Origin of the sequence: Rhizobium sp. Rhizsp82 (assembly GCF_047325115.1) — a bacterium.
Lineage (GTDB): Bacteria > Pseudomonadota > Alphaproteobacteria > Rhizobiales > Rhizobiaceae > Rhizobium.
The window spans coordinates 1,102,949-1,127,268 of record NZ_CP168571.1; the positions used below are offsets into that span (position 1 = coordinate 1,102,949).

Annotated in this window: 21 protein-coding genes and 2 pseudogenes; 10 read left to right on the plus strand and 13 right to left on the minus strand. The window is 62.8% G+C overall.

All coding sequences use genetic code 11. The features are described 5' to 3' along the window. The first annotated feature begins 46 nt into the window (after positions 1–46). Both ACEN84_RS29265 and ACEN84_RS29270 read left to right on the plus strand, forming a co-directional pair. Positions 47–1,007, plus strand: a pseudogene (locus tag ACEN84_RS29265) (hydroxyacid dehydrogenase). Positions 1,008–1,031: 24 nt separating this feature from the next. Next, positions 1,032–2,084 (plus strand): Ldh family oxidoreductase, encoded by a 1,053-nt coding sequence (locus tag ACEN84_RS29270; protein ID WP_413711511.1) that lies wholly within the window; start codon positions 1,032–1,034, stop codon positions 2,082–2,084. Here ACEN84_RS29270 and ACEN84_RS29275 read toward each other — a convergent pair. From ACEN84_RS29275 to ACEN84_RS29310, 8 genes are all read right to left on the minus strand, one after another. Beyond that, positions 2,081–3,115, minus strand: a complete 1,035-nt coding sequence (locus ACEN84_RS29275; RefSeq protein WP_413711512.1) for an L-idonate 5-dehydrogenase — start codon at positions 3,113–3,115, stop codon at positions 2,081–2,083. The two genes, ACEN84_RS29270 and ACEN84_RS29275, sit on opposite strands and share 4 nt — an antisense overlap. Before the next feature lie 9 nt (positions 3,116–3,124). Then, entirely contained in the window at positions 3,125–4,531 is a 1,407-nt protein-coding gene (locus tag ACEN84_RS29280) for a TRAP transporter large permease (protein WP_112712024.1), read from the minus strand. Positions 4,532–4,534: 3 nt separating this feature from the next. After that, complete coding sequence (locus ACEN84_RS29285) at positions 4,535–5,107, minus strand: TRAP transporter small permease (protein ID WP_112712026.1); 573 nt, start codon at positions 5,105–5,107, stop codon at positions 4,535–4,537. Between the two features lie 63 nt (positions 5,108–5,170). Beyond that, complete coding sequence (locus ACEN84_RS29290) at positions 5,171–6,145, minus strand: sialic acid TRAP transporter substrate-binding protein SiaP (protein WP_130283782.1); 975 nt, start codon at positions 6,143–6,145, stop codon at positions 5,171–5,173. Positions 6,146–6,169: 24 nt separating this feature from the next. Then, positions 6,170–6,928, minus strand: coding sequence for a FadR/GntR family transcriptional regulator (locus ACEN84_RS29295; protein WP_413711513.1), 759 nt, complete (start codon positions 6,926–6,928; stop codon positions 6,170–6,172). Between the two features lie 108 nt (positions 6,929–7,036). Further along, entirely contained in the window at positions 7,037–8,092 is a 1,056-nt protein-coding gene (locus ACEN84_RS29300; protein WP_413711514.1) for an Ldh family oxidoreductase, read from the minus strand. Between the two features lie 77 nt (positions 8,093–8,169). Next, on the minus strand, positions 8,170–8,490 hold the full coding sequence (locus ACEN84_RS29305; protein ID WP_199625306.1) for a hypothetical protein: 321 nt from the start codon (positions 8,488–8,490) through the stop codon (positions 8,170–8,172). A gap of 161 nt (positions 8,491–8,651) precedes the next feature. After that, the gene (locus ACEN84_RS29310) at positions 8,652–9,179 is read right to left on the minus strand and encodes a hypothetical protein (RefSeq protein WP_203430971.1); all 528 of its coding nucleotides are present in this window, start codon (positions 9,177–9,179) and stop codon (positions 8,652–8,654) included. A gap of 132 nt (positions 9,180–9,311) precedes the next feature. On the opposite strand from ACEN84_RS29310, the gene ACEN84_RS29315 reads away from it, so the two are divergent. The 3 genes and pseudogenes from ACEN84_RS29315 (at position 9,312) to ACEN84_RS29325 (ending at position 13,666) form a co-directional block, all read left to right on the plus strand. Then, on the plus strand, positions 9,312–9,809 hold the full coding sequence (locus ACEN84_RS29315) for a cupin domain-containing protein (protein ID WP_413711515.1): 498 nt from the start codon (positions 9,312–9,314) through the stop codon (positions 9,807–9,809). Positions 9,810–10,123: 314 nt separating this feature from the next. After that, positions 10,124–11,596, plus strand: a pseudogene (locus tag ACEN84_RS29320) (PAS domain-containing protein); the annotation flags it as partial. 189 nt (positions 11,597–11,785) lie between these two features. Then, a complete protein-coding gene (locus ACEN84_RS29325) occupies positions 11,786–13,666 on the plus strand; it encodes a response regulator (RefSeq protein WP_413712514.1) in 1,881 nt (626 codons plus the stop codon). A gap of 21 nt (positions 13,667–13,687) precedes the next feature. Here ACEN84_RS29325 and ACEN84_RS29330 read toward each other — a convergent pair whose 3' ends face one another. Continuing rightward, positions 13,688–16,714, minus strand: coding sequence for an alpha-mannosidase (locus ACEN84_RS29330; RefSeq protein WP_413711516.1), 3,027 nt, complete (start codon positions 16,712–16,714; stop codon positions 13,688–13,690). Between the two features lie 301 nt (positions 16,715–17,015). Here ACEN84_RS29330 and ACEN84_RS29335 point away from each other — a divergent pair, with 301 nt between their 5' ends. Beyond that, entirely contained in the window at positions 17,016–17,216 is a 201-nt protein-coding gene (locus ACEN84_RS29335) for a hypothetical protein (protein ID WP_413711517.1), read from the plus strand. A 21-nt stretch (positions 17,217–17,237) separates the two neighbouring features. Here ACEN84_RS29335 and ACEN84_RS29340 read toward each other — a convergent pair whose 3' ends face one another. From ACEN84_RS29340 to ACEN84_RS29350, 3 genes are read right to left on the minus strand one after another with little or no spacing between them, the layout of a single operon-like run. Continuing rightward, positions 17,238–17,495: a hypothetical protein gene (locus ACEN84_RS29340; RefSeq protein WP_413711518.1), complete on the minus strand. Its 258-nt coding sequence runs from the start codon at positions 17,493–17,495 to the stop codon at positions 17,238–17,240. After that, positions 17,492–17,986, minus strand: a complete 495-nt coding sequence (locus tag ACEN84_RS29345; RefSeq protein WP_413711519.1) for an NUDIX domain-containing protein — start codon at positions 17,984–17,986, stop codon at positions 17,492–17,494. The genes ACEN84_RS29340 and ACEN84_RS29345 overlap by 4 nt, the downstream gene beginning before the upstream one ends. Before the next feature lie 12 nt (positions 17,987–17,998). Beyond that, entirely contained in the window at positions 17,999–18,466 is a 468-nt protein-coding gene (locus tag ACEN84_RS29350) for a hypothetical protein (protein ID WP_413712515.1), read from the minus strand. A 219-nt stretch (positions 18,467–18,685) separates the two neighbouring features. Between ACEN84_RS29350 and ACEN84_RS29355 the strand changes: the two genes are divergently transcribed. Then, on the plus strand, positions 18,686–19,819 hold the full coding sequence (locus ACEN84_RS29355; protein WP_112712048.1) for an ROK family transcriptional regulator: 1,134 nt from the start codon (positions 18,686–18,688) through the stop codon (positions 19,817–19,819). Positions 19,820–19,821: 2 nt separating this feature from the next. Here ACEN84_RS29355 and ACEN84_RS29360 read toward each other — a convergent pair whose 3' ends face one another. Continuing rightward, positions 19,822–20,868, minus strand: coding sequence for a Gfo/Idh/MocA family protein (locus ACEN84_RS29360; protein ID WP_112712050.1), 1,047 nt, complete (start codon positions 20,866–20,868; stop codon positions 19,822–19,824). Between the two features lie 278 nt (positions 20,869–21,146). Between ACEN84_RS29360 and ACEN84_RS29365 the strand changes: the two genes are divergently transcribed. The 3 genes from ACEN84_RS29365 (at position 21,147) to ACEN84_RS29375 (ending at position 24,286) form a co-directional block, all read left to right on the plus strand. Further along, positions 21,147–22,445 (plus strand): extracellular solute-binding protein, encoded by a 1,299-nt coding sequence (locus ACEN84_RS29365; protein ID WP_112712052.1) that lies wholly within the window; start codon positions 21,147–21,149, stop codon positions 22,443–22,445. Positions 22,446–22,514: 69 nt separating this feature from the next. Then, positions 22,515–23,444, plus strand: coding sequence for a carbohydrate ABC transporter permease (locus tag ACEN84_RS29370; protein ID WP_413711520.1), 930 nt, complete (start codon positions 22,515–22,517; stop codon positions 23,442–23,444). Beyond that, entirely contained in the window at positions 23,441–24,286 is an 846-nt protein-coding gene (locus tag ACEN84_RS29375; protein ID WP_130283764.1) for a carbohydrate ABC transporter permease, read from the plus strand. Before ACEN84_RS29370 ends, ACEN84_RS29375 begins: the two co-directional genes overlap by 4 nt. The last annotated feature ends 34 nt before the right edge of the window (positions 24,287–24,320 follow it).

Below are 24,320 nucleotides of genomic sequence, written 5' to 3' on the forward strand. Positions count from 1 at the left end.
GTGGCGCCAGCGCGCCGCTCTGCCGGGGGAAAATGAGGAGGCAGGCATGCAGAGAACCGTACTCGTTCTCGGAGGAGAACTCGCGCCCGAAGGCCGGGATGTGCTGGAGAAGGAAGGCGTCAAGGTCGTCCAGACCAAGCCCTATATCGACCGCCAGACGGTGATCGGCCTGATGCGGGAACATCAACCGGACGGCGCCATCATCCGCCTGCTTTCCGATGTTCTCGGCCCCGAGGAAATGAATGCCGGCGGGCGTCTGCGCCACATCGCCAAGCATGGCGTCGGTACCAATGATATCGACGTCAAGGCTGCCACCGAACTGGGCATTCCCGTCTCGATGACCACGGGCAGCAACGGCATCTCCGTTGCCGAACACGCGCTGGCGCTGATCATGGCGCTGGTCAAGGATTTCTCCCGGCAGGATGCACTGATCCGCTCCGGCACCTGGGACAAGGGCCAGTATCAAGGCCGCGAACTGCGCGGCCAGCGCCTCGGCCTCGTCGGCTTCGGCTTCATCGGCCAGACGCTGGGCAAGATGGCGAAGGCGCTCGGCATGGAGGTCTCCGCCTTCGATCCGCATACGCCCGCCGAAGCCTTCGACGGCTTTACCCGCGAGACCGATCTCGACAAGCTTCTGTCGACATCAGATATCGTCAGCCTGCACTGCCCGCTGACGCCAGAGACGCGCGACCTAATCGATGCGCGCCGCATCGGCCTGATGAAGCGCGGCGCCTTCCTCGTTAACACCGCGCGGCGAAGTCGTCGACGAGACGGCGCTGGTCGAAGCGCTCCAGAGCGGCCATCTCGCCGGAGCCGGCCTCGACAGCTTTGCCGTCGAACCGCCGGAAAAGGACAACCCGCTCTTCTTGCTGCCGAACACCATCGTCACGCCGCATGTCGCCGGCGTTACGCTCGATGCCAAGCGCGCCATGTCGGTTATCTCAGCCGAACATGTGCTGGCGACGCTGCGCGGCGAGACGCTGCATCCGCGTTTCCTCGCCCGCTGACCTTTCAACGATCCGGAGGCTCCCATGGCCGATACGACTGAGACCCTCTATCAGGCAGACAAGCTGCGCGCCTTCGCGACATCGCTGTTTGCGGCGGCCGGCCTCGAAGACGACAAGGCCGAAGCCGTCTCCCGCTTTTTGGTAGAAGCCGACCTTCTCGGCCATACGACACATGGCCTGGCTCTCGCCGGCTGGTATCTGCAAAGCATCGCCGACGGCGTCATGAAGGTATCCGGTGCGCCCGATGTCATCTCCGACCGCGGCCCGGCGATCGCCTGGAACGGCAAGCGCCTGCCCGGCGCATGGCTGACGTCGGAAGCCGTCAAGCTCGCCAGCGATCGCGCCGCGCAATACGGCACCGCAACCATTGCAATCGCCGACAGCCACCATATCGGCTGCCTCGCCGCCTATCTCACGCTCGCCACAGATCGCGGCTACATGGTCAGCATCGCGAGCTCCAGCCCATCAGGCGCCCAGGTCGCTCCCTTCGGCGGCACAAGGGGCGTCTATACGCCGAACCCGGTCGCCCACGGCATCCCGACGCCTGGCGATCCGATCCTCATCGACATCAGCGCCTCGATCACCACCGTCAACATGGCGCAGCGGCTCATCCGCGAAGGCAGGCAATACGAGCACGACTGGCTGCTCGACGAAAACGGCAACCCGAGCCGCGATCCTCGCGTCATCGAGCGCGGCGGTACGCTGCTGCCGACCGGCGGCCTCGATCACGGCCAGAAGGGTTACGGCATGGCCCTGCATGTCGAAGCCTTCACGCAGGGTCTTGCCGGCTATGGCCGCGTCGATTCTCCGAAGGGTACCAATGCCGCCGTCACCGTGCAGGTCTTCGATCCCGAAGCCTTCGGCGGCCGCGACGCGTTTCTCCGCCAGACCGGCTGGCTCGCTGACGCCTGCCACAGCAACCCACCACGCCCCGGCGTCCCACGCGTGCGCTTGCCTGGCGAAAACGGCCTCGCCCGCAAGCGCAAGGCGCTGACGGATGGGGTCGCCCTCTTCCCGGGGATCATGGCTTCGCTGAAGCCGCATGCCGAGCGGCTGGGTGTCGCACTACCCGCCTAAAACGTCAGCTGTACCTTGCAGGCGGCGGTTCGGTCGCCTGCAAGCACGAAGGCCGCGTCGGCCTGCTCCAGCGGCATGCTGTGGCTGATGATCGGGCGGACGTCGATGGCGCGGCTGGAGATCAGCGCGACCGCGGTCGCGAATTCCTCGTGGAAGCGTTGCGTGCCGTGGATGTGCAGCTCCTTGGCGACGATGGCGTTCAGGGGTACCGGCACTTCACCGGAGACGCCGACCTGGACGATCGTACCGCGCGGCTTGACGGTGGCGATTGCGCTGCGGATGGCCGGTGGTGCGGCCGAGCATTCGAAGACCAGATCGAAATAGCCCTTGTTGGCCTCGAATTCCGCCAGTGACGAAGCCCCGGCGGAGACATTGATTGCCCGCGTCGCGCCCATCGCGGTCGCCCGCTGCAGCGCCGCATCGGCAAGGTCGGTGACGACGATTTCCTCTGCGCCGTGGTGCCTGACAGCTGCAACCATCAGCGAGCCGATCGGCCCGGCGCCTGTCACAAGGACGCGTTTCCCCCGGATTTCGCCTGCCCGTGACGCGGCGTGCAGGCAGACGGAGAGCGGTTCGCTGCAGGCCGCTTCCGCCGCACTCGTTCCCGCCGCAACCTCGAAGCACTGCTTTTCCGGCACGACGAACCATTCGCGGAACATGCCCTGTTCATGCGGCAGGCGCATGGCGCTCCCCATGAAGCGCATTTCCAGGCAGTGGATCGGCATCGCCTTCCGGCAGTATTCGCAATGGCCGCACGGCTGGCTCGGATTGACGGCAACGAGCGTGCCGGGTTTCAGCTTTACATTTGCGCCCACCTGTTCGACGACACCCGCCGCCTCATGGCCGGGAATGATCGGCTCACGGACCCTCACCGGCCCGAAGCCGCCGTCCTGGTAATAGTGCAGGTCGGAGCCGCAGATGCCTGCGGCCGCCATTTTCAGCAGCACCTCTCCCGGTCCGGGCGACGGAACGGCCCCACTTTCGATCCTGAGATCACCCTTGCCATAAAGGCGCGCGAGACGTGTCTGCATCTGTTCCTCCTACCGTAGCAAACCGAGCTGCTGCGGCAGCCAGAGAGATATGGAAGGGACAAAGGTGATCAAGATCAATGCGACGAAGAGCGGCACCAGCCAGGGCAGGATGGCGATCGTCGTGCGCTCGACCGACAGTTTGGCGACCCGCGACAGCACGAAAAGCACCATGCCGAGCGGCGGATGCAGCAGCCCGATCATCAGATTGAGCGTCATGATCAGACCGAACTGAACCGGATCGATGCCGAACTTGGCGACGATCGGCAGCAGGATCGGCACGAGAATGGTGATCGCCGCGATCGTATCGAGGAAGCAGCCGACGAACAGCATCAGCAGGTTCACCAGGATCAGGAACACCCATTTGTTGTCGGTGATCGACAGGATCGCATCCGAGAGGAGCTGGGCCGCCTGGCTGACGGTGAGCAACCACGCAAAAACCGAGGCCGCCGTGACGATGAAGAGCACCGAAGCGGTCGTCTCGATCGTATCGAAGCTTGCCTTGGCAAGCGTCGAGAAGGTCATCGTGCGGTAGCGCACCAGACCGAGGAACAGCGACCAGAGAACGGCGGCGACCGCCGCCTCAGTCGGCGTGAACCAGCCCATCGTCATGCCGCCGATCAGGATGACCGGCGTCATCAGCGCCATGACGGCGGAGAAGCCGAAATACCAGTCGAGGCCGAGAAGTACCAACAGGGCAATACCGGCTGCGGCATTCATCGAAAGGCCGGCAAGCATCATCAGATATATCGACAGCGGCACCAGCAGTACGACGACGATTTCCATGCCCGCCGACACCAGCTGCTTGACGTCGAAGGGCGCATCCGCGCCCCAGCGCTTGCGGTAGGCGAAAGCGGCGACCGTCACCATCATCAACAGCGTCATGACGATGCCCGGCAGGATGCCGGCCATGAACAGCGCGCCGATCGAGACATTGGCCATCATGCCGTAGATGACGAAGGGCAGAGACGGCGGGAAGATCGGGCCGAGCGTCGCTGATGCCGCGGTAACGCCGACGGCGGCTTCAACCGGATAGCCGTGATCCTTCATCGCCTTGATCTCGATCGTGCCGATGCCCGCGGCATCGGCGAGCGCCGTGCCGGACATGCCGGAGAAGATCACCGAGCCGATGATATTGACCTGTGCCAGGCCGCCCTTCATCCAGCCGACGAGCGCGACCGCGAAGGAATAGATGCGGCCGGTGACGCCTGCCGAGTTCATCAGGTTGCCGGCAAGGATGAAGAAGGGAACCGCAAGCAGCGGAAAACTCTCGACGCCGGCGATCATGCGCTGGGCGACGATGATATCGGGAGCGACGCCGTAGAGAACGATGTAGAGAACCGATGCGACGGCCATCGAGATGGCGACGGGAACGCCGATCACCATCAGCAGCAGAAACGAGCCAAGAAGCAGCAGCATTGGTCAACCCTCTACAGTCTGGAATTCTTCGGGGCGCTCGAGAACCGAGTAGCCGCGGCGCATATTGGCGATGAAGACGATGACGGCGCGGATCAGCATCAGCACGAAGGCGATCAGCACGCTGTAGAAGACGATGTTGCGAGGCAGATCGATGGTAACCATCTGCTCGTCGGCGACGATGCCGACATAGCGCCACATCAGGTAGCAGCCATAGGCCAGGAAGCCGATGCGGACGATATCGACGAAGGTGGCGAGCACGCGCGCCAGGCCGGCCGGCATATAGTGATAGAAGACATCGACCTGGATGTGCCGTGACGTCCGCACGCACATGACGGCCCCGAGAAAGACGACGCCGATCAGGCAGTTGATGGCGATTTCCTCGGTCCAGGCGTAGCTGTCGTTCAGCACATAGCGGGTGAAGAACTGCAGGAAGACGCAGCCCGCCATCAGCCAGAAGATGATCAGCGTGATCCAGTCCTCGATCGCATAATCGGAGATATTGGCAGTCGGCGCATGGCCTTCGAATTCGTGACCGATCTCTTCGGCGGTCACCGGCGTATGGATTTCTTGCGTCATGGGCGGCGTTGATCCCCTGCGGAAAGAATGAGCGCGGCGCCCGAAAGCGCCGCACCGCGGGCTTTACTGGATCGCGCGGATCGCTTCCCAATCGGCCTTTTCGTAGCCGAAGTCCTCGAACTTCACCTTCTCCATGACGGTCTTCTCGAAGTCGGCCTTGTCGATCTCGGCGACATTCAGGCCCTTTTCCTTGAAGGTGGCGATCAGGCTGTTTTCCTTGCCTTCGATCGTCTTGGTGGTGCGCTCGGCAGCTTCCTGCATGACGTCGCCGAAGATCTTCTTGTCTTCGTCGGAGAGGCTCGCCCACAGCGTCTTCGAGATCACCGTGTTGAGATGGTCGACAATGTGGCCGGTCAGGATGATGTTCTTCTGCACCTCGTAGAACTTCTTCGCCTCGATCGTCGTCAGCGGGTTTTCCTGCGCTTCGACCGTGCCGTTCTGCAGGGCAAGATAGACCTCCGCGAAGGCGATCGGCGTCGTGTTGGCGCCGCAGGCGCGCGGCATGGCGAGATAGGCCGGCACGTCAGGCACGCGGATCTTCAACCCGGCCATATCGGCGCATTTGGCGATCGGCTTGTTGGAGGTCGTGTGACGGGTGCCGTAGTAGCTGACGGCGGCGATGTGATTGCCGGTCTTGTCTTCATAACCCTTGGCAAGGCGCTTGAAGACGTCGCTCTTGGTATAGGCGATCAGGTGTTCCGGGCTGCGGAAGATATAGGGGAAATAGGTGACGCCGATCGGCTTGTAGTCGCGGGCGGCAAAGCTCGAGCCGGAGATGATGATATCGACGGTGCCGAGCTTCAGGCCCTGGTTGATATCGGCTTCCTTGCCGAGCTGCGAGGCCGGGAAGACATCGATCTTGTAGCGGCCATTGGTGCGTTTGTTGATCTCGCCTGCGGCCCAGACCGATTCCGTATGGAAGGGTTCCGACGTCTCGTAAACATGGGCCCATTTCAGGACCGTCTGCGCATGCGCAATTGCCGTCGACGCCATGATCGCCGCCGCGGTGCAAAGGATTGTTGCCAATTTCATCTTCATCGCTCTCTCCTCCCGAGCTCTGGTTTAAGTGACTGCATTTCCTTTCTTCGGACCGGCCGGATGGCCGCGCCCCTCCTCTCCCGGAAACTCCTCCCCGAAGCTTTCGGAAAATCTCTTCTGCGACATGGCAAGATGCGCCCGCATCGCAGCCTTCGCGGCATCAGGATCGCCGGCGGCGATCGCGTCGCGAATGGCCTGATGCTCCTCAAGGGCGCTGAGCCACGTGGCCGGCCCCTCGAAATGGCTCGCGAGCTTTTCGAAATAAGGCGTCATGCGCATGTCGAACATTTCGCCGGTGACGCGGATCAGCGCCGCATTGCGGACGATCGCGGCAATGCCGGTATGGAAAGCGCGGTCGGCGGCGATCACGGCACTGGGGTCGCCGACCAGGCCACTCATGCTGTTCAAGGCATCGTCGAGCGCTGCGATATCGGCTGGGGTCGCGGCCTTCGCCGCCTCTTCGGCAATGGCGCATTCGATGACGGCGCGGGCCTGCAGCAGCTCGAACGGGCCTTCGACCGGCTCCGGCTCGGCGGGCGTTGCCCCGACGCTGTGCTGGCGCACGACATAGATGCCGGAGCCCATGCGGATGTTGACGAGGCCTTCGACCTCAAGAACGATCAGGGCCTCGCGTACCGTCGGGCGCGAGACGGACAGCTGCTCGGCGAGGTCGCGCTCGGCCGGCAGGCGTTGCCCGACGGCAAGCTCGCCGCTGGTTATCATCAAACGAATCTGGTCCGCCACCTGCCTGTAGAGGCGGCGTGATTCAACAGCCGAAAACATGTGGCCTCCCCGGCACGCTTCTCCTCAAGCGCACAACTGGTCAACTGGCCTGACCAATTGACTCATGCGTAACATCGGGGCGGTTGTGCGTCAATGCGCCGCATGAAATCAGGCCGGGAAGTCCACACCGTATTGTGCGGAAAGCGTGCGGAAACTGTCAGCGGTTGCCGGATCGAGTTCGACACCGCGTTCGGCCCATTCCCGGTCACCCGGCGCCATGACCTTGAACCCGTCGCGCGCGGGCGAATTCCTGAGCGTCTCGACGTAGCGCTTCATTCCCGCGTCGAAGGTCTCGAGATCGAGAAAGGCCTCAGGGTTGAGCGCGATGACGAAGGCGCCGAGGCCGCGCGGCGTCGAAAAATCCGGACCGGGCATCGGCGCGATGTCGAAGCTGAGCTTCATGCCCGTCAGCACGGCGCTGAGGATTTCGGAAATGCCGGCGAGACCGGCCCCTTTGAAGCCGAATTCGCCGCCGAGCGGCGCCAGCATGTCGGCGATATCTGGATCGCGGGTGTCATAGCCGCGCTCATCGGAGGCAACGCCGGCCGGCAGTTCGCGGCCGAGGCTGCGATAGAGCTGCACGCGATTATAGGGCACGGCGCTGGTCGCCATGTCGAACAGCCAGGGATCGCTGCCTCTGACGGGTACGGCGCAGGCGATCGGGTTGGTTCCGTGGAAGCGCATCGCCCCGTCATGCAGGCGAACGAAGCTGTCGGAATTGCAGAAGGCGAAGCCGATAAGGCCATGACCGGCCGCCGTCATCGCATAGGCTCCGGCCGGTCCGAAATGCGAAGAATTGCGCACCGCGACGGCGCCGATGCCGAAATCGACGGCCAGACGCGAGGCATGCGCCATCGCCGTATAGGTCGCGAGCGCCCCATGGGCATTATCGGCATCGAGCGAAGCGATGGCGCCGAGGTTGCTGGCGACGGCGATCTGCGGCCGCGGATTGAGGCGGCCCTCGGTGAGCCCCTTCACGTAATGGCCGAGGAGACGGACGCCGTGGCTATCGATGCCATGGCGGGTGCCGTGCATCATCGCCCGCGTCGCGGCATCGGCGGTCGCCTCGTCGGCGCCGGCGGCAAGAAAGACCTTGCGGCAAAAACTGTCGATCGAAACGAGCGCCGTCAGGCCGCCGCGGGGGGAAGTCGTGTCATGGGGCATGCCGCTCTATCCGTTGCTGTCACGCGTCACGACAGAACTAGGCGAGCTCCCGCTCGCCGTAAAGCGGCTGAGATAGATCAGACGCCGATCACCACCGGCCTTGCGCTGAGCCTTGCGATGATCGCCCGGAACTCCGCCACCATCGCCAGCGCAGCGGCGGCAACCGCTGGAGAGAGATGTTCGGAGCGGCTGGCCGCCCGGCCGATTTTCAGCAGGCCGCGCAGCTCGGCACGCTCGTCGCACAATTGCGGAAAGCGCTCAACGAGAAGGCAAGGAAGAACATCAAGATCGTCTCGGAGGGATGGCGGCGCATCCTGCTCGAGTTGCAGCAACGCTCGAAGCTCGGCCTCAAGCTCTGCCGCCGCGCGGGCGATCTGTGCGATCACATCTGACATCATGCTCACTCCCCCTATGGGAGCGGCGTTGGATACCGAATCGCCGCTCAACCAGGGCGGGTTATCTTACCATTCAAGAGCCGGCGATATCCCGCTTTTTGGGGATGCCGGTCGGATTTGCACAGAAATGATACCGGGCGCTTCTCAACCTGACGTAACGGCAGTCAGCTGTGCTCGGCAAAAGCCTCGAGCTCCGGATCGAAATCGACGTCGACGACATTGTTGAAGACGGCGGTCGCCAGCATGATCCCGGCGAAGGCGACGAGATCGACCAGAACCTTGGCCGGATAGCGCGCCTTCAGTGCCTCCCAGATCTCGGCAGGGATGGCATTGGAATCGGCGACGATCGCGGTTCCGAAGCGGGCGAGCAGCTGCTCGTTATCGGACAGCGTCAGCGCATCGGGGTCAAACCCGGCATTGATCAGCGCCCGGCGGAAGAAGGTAATGGCGATCTTCGATTTGCTGGCTTTCGAGATCGCATGCGAGAAGATCCAGATCTCCCGGTCGTTGACGGCGGGGTTGAGCTCGGCGCGCAGCGTGAACCATTCGGCATAGATACGGTGGGCGGCTGGCGAATGCAGCAGCGTGCGCTTCATATTGGTCATCCGGCCGCGAACCTTGACCTCCTCGTCATGCGCCTCGCGGATCTCCGCCGATGCCGTTTCGTAGTCGATCTGGGGAATGTGGCTCATTGCATCGCACTCGTGGTTTTCATCATTGCTGCCGATGGGATAGCAGCCCAGGCCGTCAAACTCCATGGCGCATTTCCGCTCTTGCCTCGGCGGCCGAACGGCGGGCACAATCGGCGCAACGGAGGACCACGAATGAGCCATGACCACCACGACCACCCCCATCGCCATGATGACGGCCCTGACGACTGGCGCGAGCACGGCGTCAAAGTCATTCCCGGCAATTCGCTCGATCCAAACACGGCGCAAACCCCGGGCATGAACCGCGCCACCGCGATCAACAATGCCCGCGCCGGCGCCGAGAAGATCTGGGCAGGCACGGTCGTGATCCACGCCAATGCCAAGACCGGCGCCCACCATCACGGCGATCTCGAAAGCATCATCTATGTGGTCAAGGGCAAGGCGCGTATGCGTTGGGGCGAGCACCTGGAATTCGTCGCCGAGGCCGGCCCCGGCGATTTCATCTATGTGCCGCCCTTCGTGCCGCACCAGGAAATCAATGCCAGCCGCGACGAGACACTGGAATGCGTGCTAGTGCGCTCCGGCCAGGAGCCCGTCGTCGTCAATCTCGATATCGAGCCGGTCGAAAAGCCCGAACAGGTCGCCTGGATCGACCCGATCCACAAGGCTTAAGAACGGGCGTTAACCGGTTTTACCGCCTATCTTTTTCAGCCCCTTGCCGGTTTGCATTCGCCCTATACTTATTGGCGTGTTCATGGACAGTTTCCGAGAGGAAACCCGGGTCGGTCGAGATGCATCAAAACAGCATGAGCGGGCATTCCTTTCTGAAAAAGGGAAGCGAGGCCGCTGACATCATTGCCAATTTCGATTGGTCCAAGACCTCGCTCGGCTCGATCGGCGAGTGGTCGCCGACCCTGAAAAGCGTTTGCAGCCTCATCCTCCATTCCCCGGTGCCGATCGTCACCCTCTGGAACGAGGATGGCGTGATGATCTACAACGACGCCTATTCGGCTTTTGCCGGACGCCGTCACCCGGAGCTTTTCGGCTCGAAGGTGCGCGAGGGCTGGCCGGAGGTCGCCGATTTCAACGATCATGTGATGAAGGTCGGCCTTGCCGGCGGCACGCTCGCCTACGAGGATCAGGAACTGATCCTCTATCGCGGAGGCAGCGGCGAGCCCGAGCGGCTCTGGACCAAGCTCGATTACTCGCCGATCTGCGACGAGAGCGGCACGCCGGTTGCCGTCATGGCGATCGTCGTCGAGACCACCGCAAAGGTGAAGGCAGAGCAGCAGCTACGCGCCGAGAAGACCCGTCTGCAAAAGATGTTCGAGCAGGCCCCCGGTTTCGTCGCGACGATGAGCGGCGCCGAGCATCGCTTCGAAATCGCCAACGCCGCCTACCAGCAGCTCGTCGGCCATCGCGACGTCGTCGGCAAGACGATCCGCGAGGCACTGCCCGAAGTCGAGGAGCAGGGTTTCGTGGCGCTGCTCGACCAGGTCCGTAGGACGGGTATCCCCTATATCGGCTCCGAACAGCTGGTGAAGCTGCAGCAGAAGCCGGATGCGGAGCTCATCGAGCGCTATCTCGATTTCATCTATCAGCCGCTCCTTGGCGAAGATGCCCGCGTCTCCGGCATCTTCGTACAGGGCTATGACGTGACCGAGCGGAAAGAGGCAGAAGACGCGGCGCGCGAGAGCGAGTCCCGCTTCCGGCTGGTCGCCGAGAATGCGCCGGTCATGCTCTGGATGAGCGACGACCAGATGCGCTGCCTCTATCTGAACGCCGCGATGCGCCAGTTCTGGGGCGTGGGCGAAGCCGATGTCTCGGCCTTCGACTGGAACGCCACGATCCACCCTGACGACGTCGCTCCGCTGATGGCTTTCGTCAGCAAGGCCGTCGCCAAGCGCGAGGCCTTCGGCGTCGAGGCCCGCTATCGCAATTCGGACGGCGAATACCGGCTGCTGCATACCGACGCCCGGCCGCGCTTCGATGTGCGCGGCGAATTCCTGGGCATGATCGGCGTCAACAGCGATATCACCGACGCGCGCAGCGAGGAGACGCGGCGCATGGCGCTGATCGAACTCGCAGACTGCATCCGCCAGACCACCGAACCCGCCGAAATTGCTTATGCCGCCGCCGAAATCCTCGGCAAGGCGCTGCATGTCACGCGCGCCGGCTATGGCACGATCGATCCGGTTGCCGAAACGGTGACGATCGAGCGCGACTGGAATGTGCCGGGCAATCCGAGCATCGCAGGCACGCTGCATTTTCGCGAATATGGCACCTATATCGACGACCTCAAGCGCAACGAAACCGTCGTCTTCGCCGATGTCGACAAGGACCCGCGTACGGCCGCGACCTCCTATGCGCTGAAGGGCATCGGCGTCCATTCGGCCGTCACCGTACCGCTGACAGAAGAGGGCCAGATCGCCGCCGTCCTTTTCCTCAACAATGCGGTACCCCGCGAATGGCCGGAGGTCGAGCTCGATTTCATCCGCGACTTTGCCGAGCGCACGCGTACCGCTGTCGAGCGCCGCCGGGCCGAGCAGGCACTGCAGGAACTCGCCTCGTCGCTGGAGAAGAAGGTCGCCGAACGCAGCGCCGAACTCGACCGCGTCTGGCGCAATTCCGGCGACATCCTCGTCGTCATGCGTCCCGATGGCGAAGTCCGCGCCATCAATCCGGCCTGGTCCGATCTGCTTGGCCACCGGCGCAAGGAAGTTGCCGGTCACCGCCTCTGCGAGTTCCTCGTCGACGGCGATCCGCCGCTCTTCGATGCGGCACTGAAGCAGGCTGTATCGGGCGAGGAGATGCAGGGGCTGGAGCTTAGCCTCAACCATAAGAACGGCGGCCAACGCACTGTTTCCTGGCGTTTTTCCTTCGAAAGCAACATGGTCTTCGCCTATGGCCGCGATGTCACCGCAGAGAAGGAACAGGCTGCCGCGCTGCGCGATGCCGAGGAGCTGATCCGCCAGACGCAGAAGATGGAGGCGATCGGCCAGTTGACCGGCGGCGTCGCCCACGATTTCAACAACTTGCTGCAGGTCGTTGCCGGCAACCTTTACCTCTTGAGCAAGGATGTAGGCGGCAACGAGCGCGCCCAGAAGCGCATCGAGCACGCACTCGCCGGCGTCAACCGCGGCTCGAAGCTGGCCAGCCAGCTGCTCGCCTTCGGCCGCCGCCAGCCGCTGGAACCCAAGGTGGTCAATGTCGGCCGCTTCGTTGCCAATATGGGCGAGATGCTGCGCCGGACGATCGGCGAGGCCATCGAGATCGAGACGATCCGCGCCGGTGGCCTATGGAACACCTTCGTCGATCCGGTGCAGATCGAGAACGCCATCCTCAATCTGGCGATCAATGCGCGCGACGCGATGGACGGCAGCGGCAAGCTGACGATCGAGGTCGGCAATGCCTCGATTGACGACGACTATGCCCGCAAGCATGTCGACGTGGCGCCCGGTCAATATGTCATGCTGGCGGTCAGCGACACCGGCTCCGGCATGCCGGCGGATATCATCACCAAGGTGTTCGAACCGTTCTTCTCCACCAAGCCCGTCGGCAAGGGCACAGGACTCGGCCTGTCGATGGTCTATGGCTTCGTCAAGCAATCCGGCGGTCACGTGAAGATCTATTCCGAGATCGGCCAGGGCACGACCGTGCGCCTGTATCTGCCGCGCACACTTGAGGAAGAGGACCTGCTCGCCGAGGGCGATCATGGCCCGGCGACCGGCGGCAAGGAGACGATCCTGGTCGCCGAGGACGACGAGGAGGTGCGCGCCACCGTCGTCGAGATGCTGGCCGATCTGGGCTACCGTATTCTCAAGGCGAAAGATGCGGCGAGTGCGCTGACCGTTATCGAAAGCGGCATCGCGATCGATCTCCTGTTCACCGACGTCGTCATGCCCGGCCCGCTCAAAAGCTCGGAGCTGGCGCGCAAGGCGAAGGAACGGCTGCCCGAGATCGCCGTACTCTTCACATCCGGCTATACCGAAAACTCGATCGTCCATGGCGGACGGCTGGATGCCGGCGTCGATCTGCTGTCGAAGCCCTATAGCCGCGATGCGCTGGCCCGAAAGATCCGCCATGTGCTGAACAACCAGCGCCAGCGCAATATGGCCAAGGCGTCCCACCATGAGCGCCGGACCTCGCCTCAGGAAGCACCCGCCGAGGCGACGGCGCTACGCATTCTCTATGTCGAGGACGATGCCTTCATCCGCATGGATACGTCGGAAATGCTGCAGCAATCCGGCCATGCCGTCAGCGAAGCCGGCAGCGCCGAAGAGGCCCTGCCGAAGCTCGGCCCCGGCAGCTTCGATATCCTGCTGACCGATGTCGGCTTGCCTGGTATCTCGGGCGCGGAGCTCGCAAAGCAGGCGCGGGCGATCGACCCTGAGCTCACGGTGATCTTCGCCACCGGCAATTCATCCGTCGCCGGCTTCGAGGCGGATGCCGGCGCCATCGTGCTGGTCAAACCCTATAGCCAGGCCGATCTCACGGCTGCCGTCGTGAAGCAGACGCGCTCGCGGTAGCGAGCGCGCCGCTATTTTTTCTCAGACCTTCTGCAGCTTCCAGGTCCTGATTTCGAAGGGCATGATATCGGCCGTGCCTTTACGCTCCATCGGCTCTTCGAGAATGTTCAGCGGTCCGGATGCCTTCCAGCCCGACGGCAGCGACAGAGAAAGCTTGCCACGGCGCCCTGCCGGTTCGTAGAGGCGAAGCACAAGCCCCTCGCCTTCTTCCGCAGACTTCAGCCCCGAAAAGGCAACCGGAGTCCCCTCAACCGCGACGGGAGACACCGTGCCTACGGCCAATCCGCTGGCCTCGACCGTCATCAGCGGCTGGTTGAGGTCGAGCGCCTCGTCGAGCACCCCGCCCTCATGCCAAGCCCCTTCATGCGGCATCAGCGCATAGGTGAACTTCTGCGATCCCTCGTCGGCGAGCGGATCGGGATAGACCGGAGCACGCACGATGCTCATACCGATGACATTGCCGCGGGCGCTGTGGCCATATTTGGCACTGTTGAGTAGCGCGACGCCGAAGCCCGGCTCGCTGATGTCGACGAAGCGGTGAGCCGCCGCCTCGAACATCGCCTGCTCCCAGGAGGTGTTCGTATGCGTCGCGCGCTCGACAACGCCATAGGCGCATTCGAACGTCGCCGTGCGGGCGCTGACGGCAACGGGGTTTAGCGTGCGCAGCAGCGTGCGCCGATCATGCCAGTCGATCTCCGTCTCGATATCGAGCCGCTTTCCATTGGCCGTCAGCACATAGGTATTGGTGACGCGCGAGTTCCGGTAGCGGTGGACGACGCGGATCGACGCTCGCGATGGACCGCTCTCGACCAGCTCGATGCTCTCAGGCGTCTCCAGGCGGATGGCCTTCGCCGTATAGTCGACGTCCACATCCCAGGCATCCCAATTGCGCGGTTTGTCGGCCGGATAGACCCAGAGCTGGTTCGCCGAACCATCGATGGCCTCGCGGCCGCTTGCCTTGTGAACCAGGCTGGTGACCGAACCATCCTTGCCGATGACGATAGCAAGATGGTCGTTCTCCAGCCCCTGCTTGGTCGCCTTCAAGGCGCCGGCCGGCTTCAGGCCATTGCGATCAAAGACCGCGACGGAGAGCGGCGCGACGATATCGGCAGACGAGATGACGGTGCCATCGGGAAGCGTCGCATTCAGCGGCCGCGGCGACAGTGACGGGTTGACGGCAACGAGAGCGGAGGACACGCCACCCTTCGGCAACACGCCGGTGAGTACATTAAGACCCGCGGCCTGTTCCTGGCGCGCATTGCCGATCACGCCGTCGAGCTCGTGCTCGGCATCGGCGTAGACCTCGCGAATGCTCGACCCCGGCAGGATGTCATGGAACTCGTTCTTCAGCACCACGCGCCAGTCGCTTTCGAGGCTGCGCGGCTTCTCGGCCCCCAGCATATGGGCGAGCGAGGCGATGGTTTCGGCGGTGACCAGGGCACGCTCGGCCTGGCGATGCTTGCGCTTGACGCCGCTCTGCGTCGTCAGCGTCGCGCGGTGCAGTTCGAGATAGATCTCCCCGTCCCAGACCGGAAGCTGCTTTTCGCCTGCGGCCTGATGCGCTCGCTTATAGAAGTCTTCGACCCGGCCCCAGCGCGCCTGCGGAATTGCCGGGAAGTCGCGCAGCTGCACTTCGCGCTCCACCATTTCAGGAGTCACGCCGCCACCGCCGTCACCGTAACCGACGGCAAGCAGCGACGTGTCGTGCTGCGTCTTGCCGCGGAAATTCTTCCAGGTCGGCACGAAGCAATCCGGCTGCACGAAGCCGTTATAGCCATGCATCGGATTGTCGAAGGTGTGGGTCAGCACCTGGCTGCCATCCAGCCCTTTCCACCAGAAGAGGTCGGAGGGGATATGGTTCGTCTCGCTCCAATTGACCTTGATCGTAAAGAAGCTGTCGATGCCGCCGAGCCTGAGGATCTGTGGCAAGGCGCCTGAAAAGCCGAAGCAATCCGGCAGCCAGCAGACGGTGTGGCGGGTGCCGAACATCTTCTCGAAATAGCGCTGGCCATAAAGCACCTGGCGCGCCAGGCTTTCGCCGGTCGGCATATTGGTATCGGGCTCGACCCACATGCCGCCGACCGTTTCCCACTTGCCTTCGGTAACCTTTTCCTTGATCCGCTCCAGCAGTTCCGGATCGTCCTCTTCCATCTGCGCGTAATAATGCGCGGTTGACTGGTTGAAGCGGAAATCGGCGGAACGCTCCATCAGCGACAGTGCCGTATTGAAGGTCCGGCGCATCTTGCGGCGCGTCTCGCGATAGGGCCAGAGCCAGGCAAGATCGATATGAGCGTGGCCGGTCAGAAGCAGCTCGCCATTCGGCGGGAAGCGCTTCTGCAACTCTTTCAGCCGGGCCAGCAGCGCATCATGGGCCGATTGCGCCAGACCGCTCTGCTCGTCATCAAGACCGGCGGGGTCGGCCTGCAGCTCCGGCAGCTCCCAGATCTTCTGCTGCATGACGGCGCCCGACGTGCGCGACACATAGGCCGCGGTATCCGAGGGCCAATCGAGCGAAGCGAGCGCCTGCTCGGCCGCTTCGAGCAGATAGGGAACCGCCTCATGCTCGCCGAGGACGCCAGCGGCCTCGGCAATCTGCCGCAAGAGCAGATGCAAGCGGTGCACCGGTTCGTCGAGCCAGATCAGCCGCGCCCTGTTCAGCCGCGGCGCCCGGTTCGGCTCGCCGAAGGGGAAGCGCGCGACGCTCTCCGTGGTGATCGAAAACACCCGGTCCTTGACCGGAAATTCCTGGTGATAGGGATCGAGACCGAATGTCTCGGCTTTCCCGCCTGCATAGTTCAGCGTGATCAGGCTCTCGCCGCCGAGATCGAGCTGCAGGCGGATCTTGTCGAGCGGCCAATCGGCCGGCGCCTTTGCCGAAGCCTGGAAATGCACCGTGCCGTTGCGATGCGGCCAGTCCTGACGGTGGGCGATCGGCTCGCCATCGAAGGTCCAGCCATCGATCGAAACACTGCGCCTGTCGCGCCAATGCGCAAGCTCGGCGGTGCGGGCCTTCAGGCTGTCTAGGCGTTGGGCAATGGTCAGAGACATGGCGTGTCCTATCGGAAATGTCAGCAACGGATCATCGGGGAGAACGGGGGATCACGCACAAAAAAGCGCGCCGCGCATCCGTCTCCTCCATCGGATCGCGCCACGCCTCTTAGATTAAGTAACTTTGTTTTCACGTCAAGGACGGATGAGATCGGTTATGGGAGATTTGCGTGAGTGGTGGCATCCGACGCCTCACGGACCCGCGCCTATTCGCTGTCGAACACCTGCTATAAACTCGCTTGCCAAAGAACGAACGACTACTAGCTTTCAGCCGATCTGCACTTCCCGGAGAGGCCGACCCATGCAAAGCCATCGCAAGAGCCTGTTTTTCTCACTCGCTCTGATCGTAGCAGGCGTTCTTGCGTTCTTTCTTTTCCTCTTCTTGACCGGGCACGACCCGGACGAGACGCCGCTGACGCTGATGGAATGGATGCTGGCGGGAGCGCTGATTGCCCCGGGGTTCGCCTATCTCCTTCGGTGGAGAGCGCAGAAGGATCGCTAGCTTCGCTCGATAGCTGAGCCGCTACACACCCGGCGGCACAGTCCCCCGGCTCGCGACCTCATATCCCAATCCGCGGAGCGCGCGGACGAGCGCCTGCGGTCCCTTGGTTTCCTCCACCCTCGTCTCGCCGACGCCTTCCCAGTAGCGGCGCTGCCAGTTGGAGAAGACCGCCTCGAATGCCCGGTAGTCGGCATCGGACATCGGGAAGGGTTCCGGAAAGTGAGCGACGTAGAGCGCACCTGAATTCATCGACTCCCATTCGATGATGATCGTTCTCAATGCGGCGTCCTCCGGGACTGTGGTTTTGGTGACAATGCCAGCTGTTTCTGGAGGTCGTCCAGCATTGGCCTTTGTCCCTTGAGCATCTTTTCCGCCGCCTGTTCAAGCGAAAACCATCCGGCGCGGTCGACCTCGGGAAAGCGCTTCCTTTTGCCGGATTTCGGTGGCCACTCGATTTCGAATTCCATGCTCTCGATATGATCGGCATCGAGATCGGCTTCGACCGACCAGGCGACGACGATCTTGCCGCCCGGCTGCTTGTATTCGCCGAGCAGGAGAAAGTCGCCGTCGATGACGACGCCGAGTTCTTCGCGCGTTTCACGGATCGCCGCCTCGAGGTCCTCCTCTCCGGCTTCGACGATGCCTTTCGGGATCGACCAGGCGCCCTCATCCTTTCGCGCCCAGAAGGGGCCGCCGGGATGGGCGAGCAGCACTTCGGGGCCGCCGGCGGCGGCGCGATGGATGAGTAGGCCTGCGCTACGCACCGCCATCGGATACGCCCTTCACTTCTGGCAGAGCTTGGACATGTTGCGTTCGAGGCCGCGGCGCAGCGCGCCGGAGATCTCGTCCTTGAGGCTTTTGACCACGTCGCCGAGATTGCCGCCGGTATCGGTGATCTCGATCGAGCTTTCGGTGGTCTTGCAGGTCGCGAGATCGACATGAACGCTGACATCGGCGGTCGCCGAGAAGCCACCCTGGACCATGGCATTATCAGAGGTCTTGCAGGCGAGCGTGCCGCGAACCTTGGCGTCGGCAAGATTGCCGTTCACCGATAGCTGCAGCTGGTCGATCTTCACATAGTCGAGCTTGTCGACCCCGATCTCGACGCTGACCCCGAAACTCGATGCCTTGGCCTTCAGCGATCGGCAGGGCTGGGCTTCGCCGATGGCGCGCTCAAGCGCATTTGCGGCACTTGCCGGAACGGGGATGGTCATCGGTGCGATCAAGGCCGCGGCGGCAAGCATGTTCATCGATCTGCGCATTGCATTCTCCTCGCAGCAGCGGCCGTTTTGTGAGGCCGCCGTCCTTACCTAGGATTCGCAGGCGCTTGTGCCATAAGCAAGGCGCCAATTGCCCGCATGCAAAGACTTGGAATTCTTCGGCAGGAAATCAGATACTTACGATAGGGTGGGCGTTACTTTCATCACTTTCTCGGCTAAAGAGCAGTGAAGCGCTCAAGGAAGTCGGTCATGCGGTATCTTCGATCAGGGCCGCGGCGTCAGGCCCAGGAGACGGGCGTTGCGCGAGGCAAAACGGTGGGGTTGCGATCCGGAGAGATCGCCGACCGGAATATCCGCGTCATCCTGGAGGCAATCCGGCGGCATGGGCCGCTGACGCGCATGGAGCTTGGCCAGCATTCCGGCCTGACCGGCCCCGGCATCACCAATATCCTGCGCCGCCTTGGCGAAGAAGGACTGGTCATCTCGAACCGGCGCAATGGCGCCGGCGGAGGTCCGACCGCGACGGAATTCGCGCTGCGGCCGGAAGGCGCCTATTCGATCGGCATCCGGGTGCGCGCCCGCCGCAGCGAGGCGGTGTTGATCGATCTCAGCGGCCAGGTTCACGACCGCATCTATTTCTCTCTCGATCCGGCGGCCCCCACGGCATCTGTCAGCGAGGCCATCGGATCGATGATCGAGCGCCATGCCGATCTGCCGATCGTCGGCGTCGGCATTGCCTCAAACATCTGGAGCGAGGCTCAGAGCGAAGAGCTCGCCGCTCTATCCGGCCTGCCAAGGCCGGAGACGGAAAACGAATGCACCGCGGGCCTGCTCGCCGAGCGCACGATCGGCACGCCGGCGCCCGCGGGCGGCCTGGCGATGATCGTGCTCGATGACGACGTGCAGGCGGGATTTCTGGTTCGCGGCGTTCCCTATTCCGGCGTTCACGGCCGCGCCGGCGGTATCGGCGAGATGCGGACCGGGCCGGATAACGTTTCGCTGAACAAGGTTGCCGGCTTCGGCTCGCTTTGCGCTGCCGTCGGCAAGGAAGACTGCGCGCGGCTCCTGTCAGGCGAGGAGATCGCCTCGCCCGAGCTGGCGCAATGGATCCGCGATGTGGCGAGCCACCTGCTCGATCCGATCATCGGCATTGCCGGTTTCGTCGCGCCTAGCGTCATCATGATCGGCAGCGATCTGCCGCGCGGCGTCATCGAGGCGCTGATCCATCAGCTGTCGGTGGAGCGCCGCGATACCTCGAAGCGCCCCTTCCTGACACCCTGGATCTCGCCGATGAAACCGGCAAGCTTCAGCGGCGGCGGCGTTGCGCTGGGGGCAGCACTCCTGCCCTTCCTCAACACGCTGCTGCCGCCGGTCTCGGCCTGATCTCAGGCCAGTGCCTCGTCCGTATGGCTGAGGTCGGAAGCGAGCGCCTTGTCCAGAACCTTCTGGATATTGGCAGCCCGCCGGAAGGACGGCTCCTGCGTCTTGCCGGCGCGAACCGCCTGCACGAAACGCTGGTAGTTGGTCTCGACAGGATCGAAGGGAACATCGCGCCAGGTCGCGGTGTGGACGTCCTCGCCGAGGCAGGCGCGCAGCGTCGACTTGCCGGTGTCGTAGATCATCTCGATCGATCCGGTCTCGCCATAGACGCGAAGGCGCAGCTGGTCCATCTGGCCGGCGGCGGTGCGGGTTGCCTGGATGGTGCCGATTGCGCCGGTGGTGAAATCGACATTCATCGTGAAGCTGTCATTGGCGTCGAGGTCGTATTCGCCGATCTTGTGACCCGGCGCCTTGTTGAAGGTCTTCAGCCGGGCAAAGACATGCGCGACGTCGAGACCGGAGCCATAGGAGGCGAAGTCGACGATATGGATGCCGATGTCGCCGAGCGCCCCGTTCGAGCCGTGCTTCTTGCTAAGGCGCCACAGCCATTTGCTCTCGCTTTTCCAGTCGCCCCAGTGGCGGCCGACAAGCCAGCTCTGCAGATGCGAGGCCTCGACATGCCTGACTTCGCCGATCTCGCCGGCCAGCACCATCTGCCTGCCCTTCTGCAGTGCCGGCGAGTTGCGGTAGGTGAAATTCACCATGCCGACCTTGCCGGATTTCTCGATCGCCTCGGTCATCTCCATTGCCTTGGTGGCGTCGGTCGCCAGCGGCTTCTCGCAGAAGACATGCTTTCCGGCGGCAACCGCCTGCAGCGTCGTCGGGTGGTGGATGCGGTCGGGGGTGACATTCGCCACCGCATCGAATTCGCCCCAGGCAAGCGCGTCCTCGAGCGAGCTGAACTGATGGGCGATACCGTGTTCGCTGCAGAAAGCCGCCAGCCGCTCGGGCACGACATCGACACCGCCGACGACGCTGACGCCTTCGATCTCCTTGAACCGCATGGCGTGCTGATTGGCCATTCCGCCAGTGCCGAGAATGAGTAATCGCATTCTATCCTCCATAGATATCGGGTGCGGCTGCCGCCACGGCAGCCGGGCAAAACACATCCTTTGCGTGTTGCGGGCCTCCGCAAAACGCCTTGTCGATCTCGTTGGAAAGTGCGGTTCAGCCCGCCTAGCTTGTATTGAATGTCGCCAGCATCTCATTCCTCCCAAGTCTGGCTTGACATCAAATCAAAGTAACTTAATCTAATTAATGCAGCATGGAATTGAGGAGAGGTCAACTGACCACCAGGCTGTATCCGTTGAAAATGGGGAGGAGACCCATCATGAAGAGAGCGTTCGTCAGCGCATTAGCGCTGAGCACAATGTTATTTTCAGTGCCTGCCGCATTTGCCCAAGAACTGGCGACCAAGGACCGTATCGGCGCTGCCGATGCCCCGAAGACGCTCATCGTGCGGTTGACTAACGATAGTCCCAACAATGCCGACCCGGCGATTGCCGAAGGCTACCAGAAGCTGTTTGTCGAATTCATCAAGAAGCATCCCGACTGGAAGCTGCAGATGCAGTTCATGTCGGCCGATATCGGCACCGAACAGGCCAAGATGCTGGAGCAGGCGAAGGCCGGCAACGCGCCCGATTGCGCCGCCGTCGACTCCTTCGTGCTGTCGCAGTTCATGGTCAACAAGGTTCTCGCCGACTTCACGCCCTATTTCTCGAAGGAAGAAATCGACGACCTCTTCCCCTTCATCCGCAGCGGCATCACCGACAAGGATCAGACGATCCGCGCCTGGTGGTGGGACACCGATCTGCGCGTCCTCTATCGCAACAAGTCGATCGTGGCTGATGCACCCCAGACCTGGGACGACCTGAAGAAAGCAGGCATCGCGTCCGTTGGCGAAGGCATGGAAGGTATCCTCTTCAATGCCGGCCGTTATGAAGGCTCGACCTTCGACTGGCTCGCAAACTATTGGGCGCTCGGCGGCAAGCTCGTCGACGATTCCGGAAAACCCGTCTTCGGCGAAGGCGACAACAAGGAGAAATTCCTCAAGGCCCTCAACTATTACAAGGACCTCGTCGATTCAGGCGCTGCGCCGAAGCGTGTCACCACGATCGGCAATTACGACGACCTGAACGCCGCGGCTGCGGCGGGCACCACGGCGCTCTTCATCGGCGGCAACTGGCAATACGCGCAGCTGAAGGCAACGCTCGACGAGGACGAGTTTAAGAACTGGACCTTCTCGCCGATCCCCGGCCCGACCGCCGATCAGCGCTCGACCGGCACAGGCGGCTGGACGATCGCGTCCTTTGCCAAGGACAAGGACAAGGTCGAGATGTGCGCCAACCTCGCCCGCGAGGTCTATATGGGGCCGGCCAACGCGCTGCAGCAGCAGCTGCCGACGCGCAAGTCGCTGTTCACGAAGTACGATGTCTTCGCGACCGAAGCCAACAAGACCTTCGCCGATGCCCTGGTGAATGGCCAGGCTCGCCCCGGTGCGCCGATCTATCCGGAGATCTCCAACCAGATCCAGATCATGATGGGCGACGTGCTGTCCGGCACCAAGAAGCCCGAAGATGCTCTGAACGCCGCGTTCAACGCGACGCTGGAGGCCTACAAGCGTCTCTAACGATTTGAGATCGCGGCGGCGCCCATGACGGGCGCCGCCGGTCCCGTCAAACCCGGATAGAGAAGCCCAATGAGCCCCATCGCCATCGAGGCTGCCAGCCCGCCTCACAGCAGATCGTTCATGCACCGTTTCGCCGGGGCGCCCCTGCCCTGGATCATGCCCGTCATCATCGTCATCGGCATTTTCTATCTTTACCCGGTGATCGACGTCTTCCGGCTGTCCTTCACCAATGCGACGCTGATTGGCGATAACCAGGAATATACGCTCGGCTCGATCACCAACGCGCTGAGTTCGCCGCAGCTGCCCGATATCATGTGGGCGACCCTCGTCTTCGTCGGCGGCAGCGTCGTCGGCCAACAGATCCTCGGCATTGCCGTCGCCGTCGTGGTCGTTCGCGGCGAAAAGCGCGGATTGTTCGGCACAACTATTCTCAGAACCACCGCCCTCGTCGCCTGGGTCGTGCCCGGAATTGCCGGTGGTATCATCTGGCAGATGCTGTTTTCCGAAGCGCCATACGGCGCGCTGAACAGTGTCCTGCGGATGATGCATCTGCCCGTTGTCGCCTGGCTTTCCGATCCGTCGATCGCGCCCTGGTCGGCGCTGATTTCCAACATCTGGCGCGGCACGGCCTTCTCGATGGTCGTCATGTATGCGGCGCTGAAGGCGATCGATCCTTCGCTCTACGAGGCGGCCGAAGTCGATGGCGCGACGGGCACGCAGCAGTTCTTCTTCGTCACCATTCCGCAGCTGCGCGCCGCGATCCTCGTCAACATGATCCTGATCACGATCATGACGCTCAACACCTTCGACGCGATCATCACGCTCACAGGCGGCGGACCGGGCCGGGCGACCGAGGTGATCTCGCTCTATGTCTTCAACATCGTCTTCAGAAATTACGATCTGTCGGGAGGCAGCGTGCTGTCGGTGCTGATGCTGATCATCAGCCTCGGGCTTGCCTTCGTCTATGCGTCGTTCCTACCGAAGGAGGAAGAGCAATGAGCAGCAGGCGTACCGGCACCCGCCTCGGCGACTTTCTGAGCTATCTGTTCATGCTGGCGATGTTCGTCTTCTTCGCCGGCCCCCTCAGCTATCTCCTGTCGATGGCGCTTCGCGACCGGCGGGAAATCTATCGCGGCGTCGCCCGCTATATTCCGCACAACCCGACGATGGAGAACTTCGTCACGGTTCTCAACAACAGCTACTTCCCCATCTACCTCTGGAACGGCCTGAAACTAGCCGCCCTCAGCGGGCTCGGGGTGCTGATCGTCGCGCTGCCTGCGGCCTATGCCTTCTCGCGCTTCCAGTTCCGCGGCAAGGGCCTGTCGATGATGGGTCTTCTGCTCTTCCAGATGATCTCGCCGCTGGTCATCATGGTTCCGCTCTACCGCTACATGAACAAGCTCGGCCTGCTCGACACGCATTTCGCCGTGGTCATGGTCTATATCGCGCTCGGCGTGCCGCTCGCGACATGGCTATTGAAGAGCACCGTCGACGGCATTCCGCGCAGCCTCGACGAGGCGGCGATGATCGATGGCTGCAATCGCTTCTCGGTCTTCTGGCGGATCGTCCTGCCGCTCTCGGCGCCGGGCATCGCGTCCGTCTTCATCATCACCGTCATTGCGGGCTGGTCGCAGTTCCTCGTGCCATTTCTGCTGCTGACGCAAAACAACTTGATGCCGATCGGCGTCGGGATCTTTAACTTCCGTGGCATGCAGACCGACTCGTCCATCCAGCTGCTCGCCGCCGCCTGCCTGATCTCCGTCGTACCGGCGATCGTGGCTTTCCTCTCGCTCCAGCGATTGATCCTGGGCGCGATGACAAGCGGCGCGGTGAAGGGATGAGAGCGGCTCTGATGTCGATGGAAGACGAAGGATC

Bases quoted from the DNA above. Each gene is read 5' to 3' on its own strand.
- ACEN84_RS29270 (WP_413711511.1), top strand. From the start codon at position 1,032: ATGGCCGATACGACTGAGACCCTCTATCAGGCAGACAAGCTGCGCGCC.
- ACEN84_RS29275 (WP_413711512.1), bottom strand. From the start codon at position 3,115: ATGCAGACACGTCTCGCGCGCCTTTATGGCAAGGGTGATCTCAGGATC.
- ACEN84_RS29280 (WP_112712024.1), bottom strand. From the start codon at position 4,531: ATGCTGCTGCTTCTTGGCTCGTTTCTGCTGCTGATGGTGATCGGCGTT.
- ACEN84_RS29285 (WP_112712026.1), bottom strand. From the start codon at position 5,107: ATGACGCAAGAAATCCATACGCCGGTGACCGCCGAAGAGATCGGTCAC.
- ACEN84_RS29290 (WP_130283782.1), bottom strand. From the start codon at position 6,145: ATGAAGATGAAATTGGCAACAATCCTTTGCACCGCGGCGGCGATCATG.
- ACEN84_RS29295 (WP_413711513.1), bottom strand. From the start codon at position 6,928: ATGTTTTCGGCTGTTGAATCACGCCGCCTCTACAGGCAGGTGGCGGAC.
- ACEN84_RS29300 (WP_413711514.1), bottom strand. From the start codon at position 8,092: ATGCCCCATGACACGACTTCCCCCCGCGGCGGCCTGACGGCGCTCGTT.
- ACEN84_RS29305 (WP_199625306.1), bottom strand. From the start codon at position 8,490: ATGATGTCAGATGTGATCGCACAGATCGCCCGCGCGGCGGCAGAGCTT.
- ACEN84_RS29310 (WP_203430971.1), bottom strand. From the start codon at position 9,179: ATGAGCCACATTCCCCAGATCGACTACGAAACGGCATCGGCGGAGATC.
- ACEN84_RS29315 (WP_413711515.1), top strand. From the start codon at position 9,312: ATGAGCCATGACCACCACGACCACCCCCATCGCCATGATGACGGCCCT.
- ACEN84_RS29325 (WP_413712514.1), top strand. From the start codon at position 11,786: ATGCGTCCCGATGGCGAAGTCCGCGCCATCAATCCGGCCTGGTCCGAT.
- ACEN84_RS29330 (WP_413711516.1), bottom strand. From the start codon at position 16,714: ATGTCTCTGACCATTGCCCAACGCCTAGACAGCCTGAAGGCCCGCACC.
- ACEN84_RS29335 (WP_413711517.1), top strand. From the start codon at position 17,016: ATGCAAAGCCATCGCAAGAGCCTGTTTTTCTCACTCGCTCTGATCGTA.
- ACEN84_RS29345 (WP_413711519.1), bottom strand. From the start codon at position 17,986: ATGGCGGTGCGTAGCGCAGGCCTACTCATCCATCGCGCCGCCGCCGGC.
- ACEN84_RS29350 (WP_413712515.1), bottom strand. From the start codon at position 18,466: ATGAACATGCTTGCCGCCGCGGCCTTGATCGCACCGATGACCATCCCC.
- ACEN84_RS29355 (WP_112712048.1), top strand. From the start codon at position 18,686: ATGCGGTATCTTCGATCAGGGCCGCGGCGTCAGGCCCAGGAGACGGGC.
- ACEN84_RS29360 (WP_112712050.1), bottom strand. From the start codon at position 20,868: ATGCGATTACTCATTCTCGGCACTGGCGGAATGGCCAATCAGCACGCC.
- ACEN84_RS29365 (WP_112712052.1), top strand. From the start codon at position 21,147: ATGAAGAGAGCGTTCGTCAGCGCATTAGCGCTGAGCACAATGTTATTT.
- ACEN84_RS29370 (WP_413711520.1), top strand. From the start codon at position 22,515: ATGAGCCCCATCGCCATCGAGGCTGCCAGCCCGCCTCACAGCAGATCG.
- ACEN84_RS29375 (WP_130283764.1), top strand. From the start codon at position 23,441: ATGAGCAGCAGGCGTACCGGCACCCGCCTCGGCGACTTTCTGAGCTAT.